Annotated in this window: 16 protein-coding genes; 10 read left to right on the top strand and 6 right to left on the bottom strand. The window is 35.7% G+C overall.

The window, feature by feature from the left end; translation table 11 throughout:
- Positions 1 to 3: 3 nt before the first annotated feature.
- The gene (locus FS608_RS25890) at positions 4 to 1,131 is read right to left on the bottom strand and encodes a PP2C family serine/threonine-protein phosphatase (RefSeq protein ID WP_144555448.1); all 1,128 of its coding nucleotides are present in this window, start codon (positions 1,129 to 1,131) and stop codon (positions 4 to 6) included.
- Positions 1,132 to 1,149: 18 nt separating this feature from the next.
- Entirely contained in the window at positions 1,150 to 1,881 is a 732-nt protein-coding gene (locus FS608_RS25885) for a vWA domain-containing protein (protein WP_144555447.1), read from the bottom strand.
- Positions 1,882 to 2,209: 328 nt separating this feature from the next.
- Between FS608_RS25885 and FS608_RS25880 the strand changes: the two genes are divergently transcribed.
- From FS608_RS25880 to FS608_RS25865, 4 genes are all read left to right on the top strand, one after another.
- Entirely contained in the window at positions 2,210 to 2,401 is a 192-nt protein-coding gene (locus FS608_RS25880) for a hypothetical protein (RefSeq protein ID WP_144555446.1), read from the top strand.
- Positions 2,349 to 2,654 carry a hypothetical protein gene (locus tag FS608_RS25875; RefSeq protein ID WP_186328901.1) on the top strand — a complete coding sequence of 102 codons (306 nt, stop codon included), beginning with the start codon at positions 2,349 to 2,351 and terminating at the stop codon, positions 2,652 to 2,654. Before FS608_RS25880 ends, FS608_RS25875 begins: the two co-directional genes overlap by 53 nt.
- A 153-nt stretch (positions 2,655 to 2,807) precedes the next feature.
- Positions 2,808 to 3,509 (top strand): hypothetical protein, encoded by a 702-nt coding sequence (locus FS608_RS25870; RefSeq protein WP_144555444.1) that lies wholly within the window; start codon positions 2,808 to 2,810, stop codon positions 3,507 to 3,509.
- Positions 3,510 to 3,674: 165 nt separating this feature from the next.
- On the top strand, positions 3,675 to 4,304 hold the full coding sequence (locus tag FS608_RS25865) for a hypothetical protein (protein WP_144555443.1): 630 nt from the start codon (positions 3,675 to 3,677) through the stop codon (positions 4,302 to 4,304).
- 349 nt (positions 4,305 to 4,653) lie between these two features.
- On the opposite strand, the gene FS608_RS25860 is transcribed toward FS608_RS25865, so the two are convergent.
- The 4 genes from FS608_RS25860 to FS608_RS25845 all read right to left on the bottom strand — a co-directional run bounded on the left by FS608_RS25860 (position 4,654) and on the right by FS608_RS25845 (position 9,283).
- Positions 4,654 to 4,920: a hypothetical protein gene (locus tag FS608_RS25860; protein ID WP_144555442.1), complete on the bottom strand. Its 267-nt coding sequence runs from the start codon at positions 4,918 to 4,920 to the stop codon at positions 4,654 to 4,656.
- Entirely contained in the window at positions 4,910 to 5,623 is a 714-nt protein-coding gene (locus FS608_RS25855; protein WP_144555441.1) for a conserved phage C-terminal domain-containing protein, read from the bottom strand. The genes FS608_RS25860 and FS608_RS25855 overlap by 11 nt, the downstream gene beginning before the upstream one ends.
- Positions 5,624 to 6,767: 1,144 nt before the next feature.
- Complete coding sequence (locus tag FS608_RS25850; protein WP_144555440.1) at positions 6,768 to 7,559, bottom strand: restriction endonuclease; 792 nt, start codon at positions 7,557 to 7,559, stop codon at positions 6,768 to 6,770.
- Between the two features lie 104 nt (positions 7,560 to 7,663).
- Complete coding sequence (locus tag FS608_RS25845) at positions 7,664 to 9,283, bottom strand: hypothetical protein (protein ID WP_144555439.1); 1,620 nt, start codon at positions 9,281 to 9,283, stop codon at positions 7,664 to 7,666.
- Positions 9,284 to 9,402: 119 nt separating this feature from the next.
- On the opposite strand from FS608_RS25845, the gene FS608_RS30955 reads away from it, so the two are divergent.
- From FS608_RS30955 to FS608_RS25815, 6 genes are all read left to right on the top strand, one after another.
- Positions 9,403 to 9,618 (top strand): hypothetical protein, encoded by a 216-nt coding sequence (locus FS608_RS30955; RefSeq protein WP_144555438.1) that lies wholly within the window; start codon positions 9,403 to 9,405, stop codon positions 9,616 to 9,618.
- 439 nt (positions 9,619 to 10,057) lie between these two features.
- Positions 10,058 to 10,906, top strand: coding sequence for a hypothetical protein (locus FS608_RS25835; protein ID WP_186328900.1), 849 nt, complete (start codon positions 10,058 to 10,060; stop codon positions 10,904 to 10,906).
- Positions 10,907 to 11,241: 335 nt separating this feature from the next.
- Positions 11,242 to 11,835: a competence protein ComK gene (locus FS608_RS25830; protein WP_313958744.1), complete on the top strand. Its 594-nt coding sequence runs from the start codon at positions 11,242 to 11,244 to the stop codon at positions 11,833 to 11,835.
- 44 nt (positions 11,836 to 11,879) lie between these two features.
- Positions 11,880 to 12,128, top strand: a complete 249-nt coding sequence (locus FS608_RS25825; protein WP_144555436.1) for a helix-turn-helix domain-containing protein — start codon at positions 11,880 to 11,882, stop codon at positions 12,126 to 12,128.
- A gap of 174 nt (positions 12,129 to 12,302) precedes the next feature.
- Positions 12,303 to 12,620 (top strand): ATP-binding protein, encoded by a 318-nt coding sequence (locus tag FS608_RS31685; protein ID WP_395947831.1) that lies wholly within the window; start codon positions 12,303 to 12,305, stop codon positions 12,618 to 12,620.
- 179 nt (positions 12,621 to 12,799) lie between these two features.
- Entirely contained in the window at positions 12,800 to 13,777 is a 978-nt protein-coding gene (locus FS608_RS25815; protein ID WP_144555435.1) for an LCP family protein, read from the top strand.
- The last annotated feature ends 20 nt before the right edge of the window (positions 13,778 to 13,797 follow it).

The following is a 13,797-nucleotide window of genomic DNA, read 5'->3' as shown; positions in this document are numbered from 1 at the left end:
ATTTTATCTGCTTCTCTTGTTAAACAGGATTTTTATCCCTTCTTTATCTTGTCTTGAGCCAAAATGGATGATAGGCGTTTCCTCTTGCTTGCTTTCCGCTACTTTATTTATGCTCTCCTCCTCTGATAATGGCTTATGTCCCAATCGATCAGCAGAATCCATTTGTTCGTTGATCTTTTTTAAAAGAGAATCCTTTTTCTTTTTTTCATCATCTTGATCATTCAAAGATTCTTGGTTCGTAACTTTGTCCTCTACATCATTTATAATAGTGTTAAGCGGTTCATTTACCCTTGACCCTTGCAACTCGATTGCAGCTAAGGTTATATCATCACCACTCCCTCTCATCGAATAATCAAACAGGATATCCGATAATCGGTTATATTCGGAGACGTTGCCAGACTCTTTCAAAGCCGAATAGAGACTGCTCATAAACTGGTGAAAATTTCTTTCATCCTCAAAACAGTTGGATAATCCATCCGTACTCAGTGCCAGGAATTGCGTTTGTGCAGGAAAATCCATCCGTGCAGCTTTCCAAAAACGATTGGCTTCGGTTGATGATAAGGAATACGTGGCGCTTCCAAGCAAATCATCTTCTTGTTGAAAAGGAATCGTACAGTTTCCTTGACCATCAACTAATACCACATCACCATCACCTAATTGTCCAAACAGTATTTCGTCCTTGGTTACCAAAGCCACTAGTAAAGTTGTCCCATATCTTGTGTAAACCTCTGACCGGTTTTTGGTATCAAGTCCATAATCATTTGCGTGATTTAAGACTTTCTTTCGCCATTCCCTTATTACTTGTTTTGGGAAATCATCTCTAAATGTTCTAAATAAGAGAGTATTAGAGTCTTTAAGTTCTTCATAAAATTCCCTTATTAGTTCCACTGCTACTGTTGAAGCTAATTCAGAACCATATTGACTCATGTCATATCTCTTGTCACCATGACCATCCGCAATCGCCAGAATAAAAGGGTGGTCACTACCACCATCATTAAAAAAATCGTAAGCATCCTGGCATGGGATATTATGTTTAACGTGTGACGCACCCCGAACACAGGTAATGTTATAGTATCCGTAATTTGACTTTCCGCTTTCACTCATTCCTTCTTTGTACTTACTATCGTTCATAGTTTCTCACCCACTCTATTAAAAAACATCAAAGTCATCATCTGGCGTAGTTTGAACAGCAGGAGGCGGTGCAGGAAGAACCACATTTTTCTGACTATTGTCTGAGCCAACATGACTTTTTCCGACAGATGCCCCCACCGTTGCAGTCACACTTGCCCATTTGATGTACTGGATTAATTGTTCCGGTGTTTTTGCTTTCAAAACCCCTATTTCATTGTGGCTCACAAACTTTAATAATTCCTTTTCGTCATATTCATGCTCTTCCCCGATGGCAATAACCAATCTGATTGCTCTTTTCCCCCATGGGAGTGAATTAAGCTTTTGAATGGCCTTGTTATAATCCTCTTCTGAATCTGTACAGAACCCATCAGATAAGAGAATACATACTGGCGGCAACCCTCTTCTATTCATTTTTTCAATGTCCAATTCTTCCGATAGCAGGTCAATCGCTTCCGCCGTTGCTGTTAGGCCTTGTACATGTAAGTCATTCCATGTGAAATTTTCAATAGGCACTGGAGTCGGTCCAACATGCCACTCCGCATAATCACTAAATTTAATGGCACGCATCATTACTTGTACTTCCGGGTGTGAAGCGACTGCGTCTCGAATCTCCGGAAGCACATCGCGAATAGCTTGATTCAAGATCTGCATCTTAGCTCCCTTCATAGAACCTGAGTAGTCTGCTAACCAAAAAAATTGTAACGTTCTCTTCGCGATATTTCCTTCTAATACAGGCATTACATTTGTCATGGTTCTATCCCCTTTGAATTTCTCTAATGAGCCCTAAAGCCTAATTTAATTCTATAATATTTTTCTATTATTGGAAATTAATTGTTATAAAGTTTGTTTTTAACTTTTTATCTTTGATTCTCCTTTTTATAACCCCCCCACCTTTTCCATTTTTAAAGCGCTTGATTAATCACTTCATTAACAAATAAATAGTCATTTCTATTATTCCAATTATGGGAAATAAGTTAATAGGGTTGTAATTCTTCTTTCATTTATAATTTTAATTTTTATATATCTTTTTACCTATAGCGAAGGTATGATTATAGTAAAAAAGTATAGGGGGAGATTTATGAAACGCTTTATTTTTAGCATATTTACAATAGGAATAATCTATGGAGTTATTAATCTCGTATTAGTTGGCGGTCAAAAACTTGCGAACAAAGATGAAGAAGCTAAATTGGAGGAACTAAAGACGGAACTATCAGACCTTGAAGCTAGTATCGGCGGCTATGAAGACCTTATTATCCGAGATAGAGGATGAGGTAACAGGTTTGAAAGAGGAAGTAGAAGATTATGAATCAGAATATCCAGATGTGATACCAGAGGACTATTATGAAGATTATACTTCAGCAGTAGATAGTTACAATGAACAACTGGATACATACAATGAAGAATACGACAAGTACATAAGTGAGATAGATAACTACAATGAAAAAGTCGAAGAGGCAAATGCTGTAGCTAAAGAGATTGGTTCCACTTACTATGTAGTTCCTATGCCTGGAGGTAAGCATTAATGAAGAGGCTACCTTTGAATTGTTTTTGTGGAACATCTCCAGTATAGCTATTGGCACAGCTATACAATATGAAGGCGAATAAGCAATAGGATTATTTATTTAAAACAGAAGTGATAATTTTTGCAGTATCAATTAATTTTTATGGGGGAAAAGATGAAAAAGAAATTTATTAGTATATTAATAGTCGGTGCAATCACTCTTGGTTCAGTAGGAGTAGCTGATGCTGCAACTTCTTTTGTTAAAGCCTATTTAGTAAAGAGTTCAGTTACGATTGATGGCAAAAAGGTTACTTCGAGTGTCTATAAAATAAAAAAAGATTATTACATAAAGGCTAAATCATTAAAAACTGGAAATATCGACAGTTCCGTTTCTTCTAATAAAATAGTAATTAAAAATAAATTGAATGAACAAGTTAAAGGACTTCAAACGCAAATCAACACTTTAAAACCAAAAGTGGCAGTTTTACAAAGCCAAGTGAACACGTTAAATCCTAAAGTGTCAGAGCTACAAAGGCAAGTGAACACGTTAAATCCTAAAGTGTCAGAGCTACAAAGGCAAGTGAACGAATTAAAAGCGAACATTGAAAAATTGACCATTGGCGAAGACAAACAAATTGATTTAACAACAGGTTTTTATACGGTAGGTTTGGACTTACCAGAAGGCACATACACAATTAATGCTAAAAGTGGTCTTGGAAGCTTAGTTATTTATGATGCAAGTGATAGTTTACTTGTACTTGAAATGATGGGATTAGATCAGTATGGTACTCCTGTTATACACAATGTACGATTAGACAAAGGAAGCAGAATTGAAATCAAAAGCAAAGTGATACTAACGTTCGGCAAAAAATATTAAATATTCCAGTTCTTCTTGTTTATCAAGCAATTATTAACATTCAAAAAAGCACACTACTTATTATCTACCTAGCATAACAACTAGATCAATAATAATTTTCAATTTATGTAAGTACGAGGTATAGATACAAGTAGATAAAAAAACTAGATAATGGGGGATTTAATTGTGTTTGTTATATTCTTTTTGGGGTGGCTAGTATTTTCAGGATTATTTATTTTCTCATTGTTTAAGAGAAACAAAAAAGCAAAAAGGAATTTTATATTTGGATTATTATGCTTCGTATTATTTATTGCCTTAACTCCTAAAGATGACAAGGCTCCAAAGAAAACCGAAGCTAAACAAGTACAAAAAACAGAATCGGAGAAAAAGAAAGAAGCTGAAGTAAAAAAGTCCGTGAAAACACCCGAACAAATTGCTAAAGAAAAAGCTAGGGCTGAAGCAGAAGCTAAAGAAAAAGCTAAAGCAGATGCAATTAAAAAACAACAAGAAGCTACTAAGAAAAAAGAAGCAGCAATTAAAAAGGCCCATAAAAAATACCAAGAATGGATAGAGAGTTTATTTTCTCCTTGGGATGGATCTATTCGTGAAGTAAATGACATGATTAAGGAGAATATGAATGACCCAGATTCATTCAAACATGTTGAAACAAGATACTCAGATTTAGGATTCGAGAAAGGAATTCGCTTTATAGTAAAATTTCGTGGGACTAATGCTTTTGGCGGAGTAGTGACTAATCAATTTACTGGAACAATTGATTATAAAACAATGATGATTCATGGTAAAATGGTTGAATAATTATGTATAGGAAGCATATATCTATTTGATGGATTGTAAGTATTTTAATTAAAGAAACAGTTTAATAAGACAATTTTGGTAGACCACAATTATGAGCTGCACCCCAATTGTTAGACACAACTAACAATTGGGGTGCAGTTTTTCTATGGCCAAATATTCATTTGATTTAAAACTAGAGGCATTTTTAGCCTATTTAACTGGGAAGGAATCTACTAGAGAGGCTGCAGACCGTTTCATTGTAAGCACCCAATTATAAATAATTATTCTCAAAAAATCTCATGTACTTGTGGTACGGTTCTCCTTGATTCATTCACCTATTGCATTGGATTTTCATAAAGTCTGATCGTCATTACCAATCTTCCCCAGCAGTTATATCAAAATTATATCCCTGTGGGATATCGCGTCCTCCTCTCGATGGATTCTGAACCAAATCGCTAATCTTTGGAGGATGCGGTGATTGAATGACAAACTCCATTAGATTTCCGTGTAGTTTTTCATACGAATATTTACTTAACACCTTATGCCAACCATCTAATTTTTCTTGGGTGATCTTAAACTGTTCGAAATAGACCTCGATTAATTTCATAAGTGTGTAAACCTCTTTTTTACTCGTCAAAGTTAAAATCCTCCTCAGACATTTTCTTCTTCTCTTCTTGCTGATTGAGATAGGATTCAAACTTTGTCCCAAATAGCGTCTCCGGACGAAGAAATTTATTCCACTGAAGATCAGACTGCCATTCTACTGACTTTAAATCAATGACCCTTTTAAAATCCTCAAGCGTAAAACCCTCTCCATATCTGGCATGAATCAATTCCTTTGTTTTAATCGAGCCTGGTCTAAAGTTCTTTCCCGCCTTCTCATTTAAATATTGGATAATTTCAGCATACGGAATGACCTCTTTCACGGTTGGACTGACATCCATTTCCTTCGTATACTCCGCCTCTTCCTCCGTTGCTAGTTCCTCTACACTTACTGGACCTTGAATGGCACTATCTTCAAGCTCTTGCAGTTTATCATAGTCAATGCTGTACCATTTCGTCTTGTCCATTTTCATCTGATTAAAATTAGCAGATAGAAGTAATCCCTTCGTTTCTAATGAAAGAATCGTCCGTTTAATGGTACTAACCGACCAAAATGGAAGCTGCTTCCGCCACTCCTCATACGTGTTATACACCCAGGTTCTCCCCTCAATCTTATGCTTACTAATTCCGAGCCAATAATGAATTTGCTGCAGCACCACAGCCTCATTCAAACCAATCTTCACCGCCAAACTGGGGATAATCATGACTGGACTTTCCTTAATCAACAACCTACTCATCTGAACCTCTCCTTTAAACCTTTATGTAAAGGAACCTTGATTCGTTCTTAAGATGATTTTAGCCAACCGATTGGCTTACGTTCCTTCTACCTCTTATATAGAAATGAAAATGAAAAAAGGACAGGGTATTAAAAAATATTTTTGGGGAGTTCGGAAGTGGAATACGACATATATTTTTTTCTCTGTAGTAATCTTTGAAGTATTTTATGAAGTAATCTATGGTATTACTCGGGTCAACGAGGGTATCTCTTTGTGTCATCTTAAACCGATCTTAACATCAGAATGATAGAGAGAAGCTTTTCAATCTGAACGGATGTAAAGTTCACACAAAAAAAACCGCCAAGAAGACGGTTAAAACGGATCGATAATAGTTAATTATAGGCCGAACTGGGATCTGACCCCGAGATCGCCAATTGGATCATTTTCATGGAACTTAAGCTTGAAATAATAGCAACGATGGTACTTTTCAAATTCTACTAATAAACAAGGCTAACTATCTTGGTCAAATGCCGGGCAGTGACAAGCATTGGGATTAGTGAACTATCTGGGCGTGACATGCACGGTTTCTAAGTTTGCTCATGCATCTTTACATTTCCTACTTCGGACGGTGACTAGGCACGGGATTTCAGTGACAACCATCGACCACCTTCCACAAGTTTCTCTTCTAATCAAACGATTGATTAGTTTCACTGTGGCCATTGATAGATCAAGCTATGTCCTCCACTATGCAAAAATAAATTGTTGAAACATGCACGAAAAATAGGAGAAAAACGTCGTTTCTGCCACTATCGTCACCAACCGACACTCTTTCGACTAAATATCATATAGGCTATACTATTCAAACGTTTGGTTAAAACTTCTGTAAGTACTGATGTATATGAATTCCCGCAGCAAAGTAGACATGAAGAATGTCGAATAGCATTTATTAATTTCGCAGGAAATAACCCATCATTCAACAAAATTAAATGGGTTACTCATAAACTTACATTATTCTGTTATTCCCCCACATTTTCGAAACTCACAAGCGTTTAATTAAAAGTTACTTAAGCTCTCATCATTCCTAGAGTATGCTCTTTATTTCATTATTAATAAATGATCATGCTTTCGAAATATCATCCGATTATACATTTAAGAGTATTGCCTATCAAATTCCCACTCTTTTTTCATAATCAATAACTTCATCTTGAATTTGTTGTTGGTTTAAAAATACTGCATGACCGATAGACTTATTTGCCAAAAAACTGAAACCATTAAATTGCTCTAAAAAATGAAAAACAGCAAACGCATCATAAGTGGTATCAAAAACAAATAATAAATCACGTTTATTCCTAACAGGATAATACGCTGCCTTTTTAGTTTGTAAGTTAAGTAAGAAGCCTGTATCACTAAATTTCCCTTCATAGGTAGGGATCCGACTAATAAGAAATTCAAGTCTAGAACCAGAGAATTCCAAAACAAAATATTGACTAGCGGTATTCCCTTCTTTTGTTGGGTCTCTATAAATAACAAACTCTTTATAATAGCCTTGTAAAATATCTTCATACATCTGAATCTTACTTTCAATTGTTTCCCAAAATACTAATTCACATTTTGGTTCCTTCTTAGTACTGGCATAGTTTTGCAAAGCTGTATCCGTACTATCAGTTGTAATAATTATGTATGTGTCAACTTTATTAGGAAAGTTCTTCACCTTGTCATGTTCCTTATCAATAATATCGGTTGTTAACTGACCAATTTCATATCTTTTACATTGAATGGCTACATTCTGCTTTCCTAAGGTAGGTATCTCTCTAAAATAGGTGTCAACCCCATCCTGGGCTTGCCCATGTCGTCCATATAGATTACTAGTTACCATACCATAAATCTTTTCGTAAAGTGCACAAATTAATCTTTCGAAGTCCTGCCAATTAGCGGGACGAGCCAACTTTTTATACATTTAAATATCCTCACCATCAATTTATATTTATAATCTTTCTTTTCTGTACCTAACACCTATGTTTTTAACACTCACTGCCGTCATAGCTTTAAAACATTAATTGCTTAAATGCGTACATCCTTTTTTATTTTCTTACCTATATACTGTATATATTCATTTAATGGAAAGGCCATTATTTTTTCGGGTTGGTCAAATTTAATTCCATTATCTTTAATTTTTTGCAGTATCTGAGGTACTGATATTTTATTTGTATAAATTTCCCAATAGATATTTAAAACAATTTCTTTCCACTTTCTAGAGTTACCTGTAAAATATGCTTCTCCATTTACATAATGATTTAATATTTCCTCTACCTTCCAGCCTGGAAGTTTGGAAGTTACCCCAATCACAGTTTCTGGGATATTTAAGGCTCCATTAGAAGGACTAGAGACTACGTTTTGGGATGCTGTATCTTTTACTATTGTCTGTGCATGTTCTTGAACTTCACTCTCAACACCATAGAATTCTGACATATGGTTTACCACTTGTTTTAACCAGTATGGTTCCCTTGCTGAATTTTTCTTTTGCAAATAATCCATATCTCTCTTTAAGTCAGTATCCATTTGCTGCTGACTACGACCTGAAAAAGAAACACCCTTTGTTTCAAAATATCCCCTTGTTGTTTGAATTTCCTTTTGTTTCTGAGCTTCACGAGCCTTGGCAAATTCTCTTAGTTTACTTTCCTCTTCTGCTTTTTTAGTATTTTCCAATTCTTGTTGCTTTCTTAGTTCTACTTGTTCTTGATATATTCTTGTAAGTTGCCTTTTAAGTTCTTCTTTATACTCATTTTCATTCTTTTCTGTATATGTGAAATTAGATTGCTCCTGGTTGATCATCAATGCTTGTTCTAATGGGATTTTTATTGGCTTATATACTGTCCTTGTCTTCTTGGGGTTGTGAGTTTCTTGTAAAAATCGGATGATATTTACTTCACGTTCATGAGGGGAAACATAAACCATACTTTTTACTTGAAAACTATAAGGACGATTATTGAGTAGAGTATTTTGCAGATTTTGGTCCAATCCTTTAATAAAACTCGTCCATAAATGATCTTGTTTTGATTGACCCACACACAATAATTCTCCGTCTACTAAGGATACATGATTTATTTCAGACTCATATGCTAACCAATAACTGTCTATTAAAAAAATTGGGGTGAAATGATGCTGAATATATGTATTTTTACGTTTAATTAAGCTATTTGCATATTTTATATCATTTTTTAACCCTGTTAAATAATCAATCGCCCATTTTTGGCCATTGGTAAACTCTAAAATAAAGTCAGGAACAAAAGAAAGCGTACTCTTACAATGATATCCGTCAGTCAATCGTATTTTATTAGTTTTACACGCTCCTTCTAGGTAAGTTTTTAATATTGCTTTACCTGCTCGATGTGTAGGAACATCTTCTAAATTCTCCTTTTGCCGTGTGTATGTTTTGTGGTTTTCACTAAATGAACATTGCTTCTTGTCAAAATGTCTAAAATGGAAAGTTTTATCAAGGGTTAATACCATCTCCACACGCTCATTACAACAAAAACACCGAAAATCTCCTTTTTGTGAGAACCTCCGAAAGCGTTCATTTAACTTTTCTTTCACTTCTTTTCGTTCATAGCCCTTTTCTTCTAATTCTAAACTTAAACTCTCAATGTCTATCTTGTAATCATTTAATAATGCAATATTCATTTTTCTCCCCCTTTGTACTTATAAATTGATTTATCTCTTCCATTCAGTAGTTAGAATGTAAAGGAACACTGACCAAAATATGTAAATTATATTTTTAGTATAATTCAATCTTATATTATATGAAACAACTAATTCGTAACATTCGACCTACTCCTACAGCTGCAATAGGGTACATTCGACTAAATTCTATTTATGCCATACTAATCAAACGCTTGGTTGAATGGGATGCAAGTACTGAATCAGAAGCAATTACCACCAAAGGAGACAAGAAGATTGTCGAGATACGCTCGAAAATTCCGCAGGAAATAACCCTCTTTTCTACAAAAAAAGATTAGTTTCTTCCAAACTTCCATTATTCTGCTAAAACCCCGCCTTTTCGAAACTACACAAACGTTTGGTTAAAATATGCCCCCGCACGCTCCACACATAGTTTTCTCACTCTAAATGGCCAAAAGGATTGTCGAGGGACGCCTTCAAAAATCACTCCTCAGAGGGGCAGTTCTCCTGTTTTTAGTCAAGTTAGCCCCTGGACCATAAGAACCGGGCCAGCCATCCCCTCGGTCTACAAATTGATATGAAAAATAGCTAAAATGGCAAAAATCGGCCTCAAAATTCACTTTTGACCCCCAAAATGACACGTTTTATTACAAAAACGGCTCCAAAAGTGAATTTTGGTCGTTCGATTCGTACTGTAAAAACCGCTATCGTGAAGGTGCTGGAATTGTTAACTTGACGATTGAAAAGCACAAACTAAGCGGTAGAGGGTGTTACAAAATGGCGGGTTTAAAATCAGGCTATATTGAAGGATTCGAGCAGTATTCACAATTTAGTTCGCTGAAGGAATTGAATACACATATCGAGAAGTGGTTAACAGACTACAAGCATGATTTTTCTAAAGGAGAATTAGTTGGGTTTAAGCGGCTGGTTCGTTTTTCTGCAAAAATACTTGGCGTATGCAATGCCAAAATTGGTACCATCTTAAAAGCGATTCACGAAGAATACGACCTTAATGGAATCTCGCGCTCTACTTTTAAACGGATGATTCTAAAAGCAAAAGAATTAGGAATTCTAACCGTTTATGAAACAGAAAGAAAGAACGGTTCGCAATCTAGTAACTTGTATATCATCAATCGTTATCCTGCAAATGAACCACCTAAAGAGGAAATCCTGGACTACCCTAAAGAAACTAATAATCTTTTAAAAACTGAAAAAGATCAAAAGATAAAAGAACGTAAAGAAGAATCGCCCGAATTAGATCATACTTTTGTGAGCGACCGAGTTCCACAACCATTTGTCCAGCTGGTAAAATGCTTTTTTCCTGAAGCAAAGACCATCGAAGAGTATTGGAGGACGGTGAATCTAGCTGCAGCCAGCTACAGTTGGGAATTTGATTTCCATCACATCCAAGATATTGCCATCCAATCCTTTAAGCAGCTCATAAGAAGGTTAAAGTTCAAAAGAAATGTCAAAAATCCATTCGCCTATTTTTATGGAATCGCAGAGAATAAGTTTTGCGTACTTTTTCATGAAATACTCATGGATAAGTATGATTTATGTGATGCGGAAATTGAGTTTAGTTTAGGTTTGGGAGTGAGCCTCAGCGACGATTCTTATTGTTATTAAAATTAGGTCAGCCCCATGATCGTTATAGTCCACTCTGTCACGTAATTGTCACGAAAATAGTCAAATTTTGTAGAATTTACATACTATAGTACGCAGTAATAAATACCTAATTATTATTTAATTAATACGAGAGACAAATATAATTTCTACCACAGCAATGAATCTCAATAGAGCAAATTAGGAAAAGAATCTTACATGCTAAGTGAGCATTTTACCCACACGCTGCCAAGGTAGTAAGGGATATTCCATACATATAGGCGAGAGCACAGTCTTCCTTTCCTACGGGCAGTACATGACAGTTATAGTAGTAGGTAAGCCTTTTTCAAATCCATTAGATTTTAAAGGAGAGGAAGACTATTTTTATTCAAAAGAACTATTTTATTGAAAAGAAAATGATCTTACTGACAGGAGAATATGATGGTTATGGCAAGCTGTGTGCACGAGTTATGGCAGGAGGTGTGTCTTTTCTGGTGGGTCGCTCACCCATACAACTATTAGATGACGCCTTAACGTACATTGGGTTTGACCTAAAAGGGGCCATTGGAAGTGCCAAACTTATTCTTGGTGAGCGGTCGAGATGTCCAATCATCGTCAATCCTTACCAAGGTATTTGCCTGTTTCCAAACAAGTCACCAAATAATGCTGATTGTATTTGGTTCAACCCCGACCATATTGTAAATACAAGAGCGATGGGAAGATATCAGACAGAGGTCGAATTAAGTAACGGTCACTCCATTATCGTTGATTCAAGATTAACTTCTTTTAATAATAAAATTCACAAAGCCAATAAATTAATGCAGTTATCTATGAAAAGAGGAAACCAGCCTGGACCTATTCTTTTCTATCTTGAATCCCCAAAAGGGCATCAGTTAACCAAAGAGAAAACAGGAAAATATAATTTTAGTAACTTAGAGGATAACCAAAAATAAAAAATACAATCTATTCAAGTGATTGGTAGAAAGGGAGTAACTCTTTGGAAAACTTCGGAATTGTACTAAAGAAATTAAGAAATGCACAGAATCTTTCTCAAGAGGTGTTGGCCGACCGCTGCGATCGACATCCGTCCTATATTAGTCTACTAGAAAGAAATCAGAAAAAACCGAGCTTAGATACTTTTGTTGCTCTTGCATTCGGATTGGATATGACAGGTTCTGAAATGTTAAAGGTAATTGAACAACATCCTGAGAACCGTTGGTTAATCAAAACTAAGAAGAAAAGATGAATAATTAGAGTTGGGGTTCCTTTGCAAAACAGCCATCATAACCGCCAGTGTGGTAACCGTAGAGAACTTAATGAGATATAAAAGTAGGGAGTCCGAGGCCACCATTTCAAGAAGTAGTGGCCTTTTCCCTGTCTCGAATAACTCATTTCATGATCTGATGGCTCAAAAAATGGTATCGATCGTTCTATTCATTGCAATACTATTCCAACTCTTTCCAGTCGATACGAATGTGCTAGCGTCATGATAACTACGAATCTAGAATTTACAGAATGGACCTCTATATTGGGAGATGAAAAGATGATCGCATCTCTTCTAGATCGACTAACCAACAGGGCTCATATCCTCCTCCTTAACGGAGAATCATATCGATTTAGACAAAGTAGGAACAACGGGACGATGGCGATAGTGGACTGGTGCGCGAGGAGCTTAGGGTATATTGCCCCTCGAGCAAGATACCCTAAGCTCCCTATTCTCCGCAAAATATGGAAATAACTCAGAATGAAGTGGCTCAATTTTGAAGTGATCGATCTGACTCAAATTAATATTGACAAATACAAACGTGTCTCTTCCAATAATTTATATTGAATCCAATATCCAAAAACAGTAAAATATTTTCATGACTATTAACCTAGTTAATTTAGAGGGAACACTCTACCAACATCGGAGGAAATATGAAAAAAAAGGGTAAAAACAAATGGAAAATCCTAGGTACTAGCTTTTTGGGCATCATTTTACTCGCTATTGCGGGCCTAGGATACGAATATTATCAATTACAGCCAGATAATCATTTTACATCAGTTCCTGTTGTAAGTTCTGGGAATAATGAAAAGCAAGTAAATAAGAGTGTAGATATAAAAGAACCTGTATTTAACTTGTTATTAATTGGTTCCGATGAAAGAAAAGGTCAAAATATAGGGCATTCTGATTCAATGATGCTTGTTCATGTTGATTTAACCAAGCATGAATATGATGCAATAAGCATTCCACGTGATACCCGTGTCCATTTAGAAGGCTATGGATACACAAAGATTACGAGTGTCCAATATATTATGCAGGCAACAAAAGGGGCCAAAAAAGGGGTAGAGGCTGCTGTCAAAGCAGTTGGAGAATTAACCGGTGTTCCTATCAATTATTACGTAGAAACCAATTATGGCGGCTTTCAAGCGATGGTTGATGCCGTTGGAGGTATTGATATGAATGTCCCATTTGATGTTAAATTAACCCATCCTTGGTATAGTGAAAATAAAAATAAAGTAATAAGTACTGGTACACATGCTTTAAATGGAAAAATGGTCGCAGAGGTTGTCCACGAACGCTATTCTCTAAAAAACGGAGAGTATGGTCGTCAAAAACTCCAAGAAGAAGCTCTAAAAGGAATTGCTAAGAAAGCTCTTAGTCCAAGTAATATCAATAATCTGCCTTCACTCGTAAAATCCATTCCTGATTTTGTAATAGCAAGCAATATGTCAACTTCCGATATGTTAAGTCTTGGACTTGCAGCAAAAGACTTCGAACCGAATACACAATTGGAATATCACCAGATTCCAGGTGTTGGAAAAAGAATGTATGATGACATTTTAAAGGCTAATAACTATCAACTGGTAATTGATAAGGATAAAATCAAAGATTTAATATCCACTCATTTTTAAAATACTGTTTAAGAAATTAC

It is taken from the genome of Bacillus sp. X1(2014) (assembly GCF_007678255.1).
The sequence above is the reverse complement of the archived record's forward strand: the minus strand, read 5'-3'. Positions and strand labels throughout refer to the sequence as shown.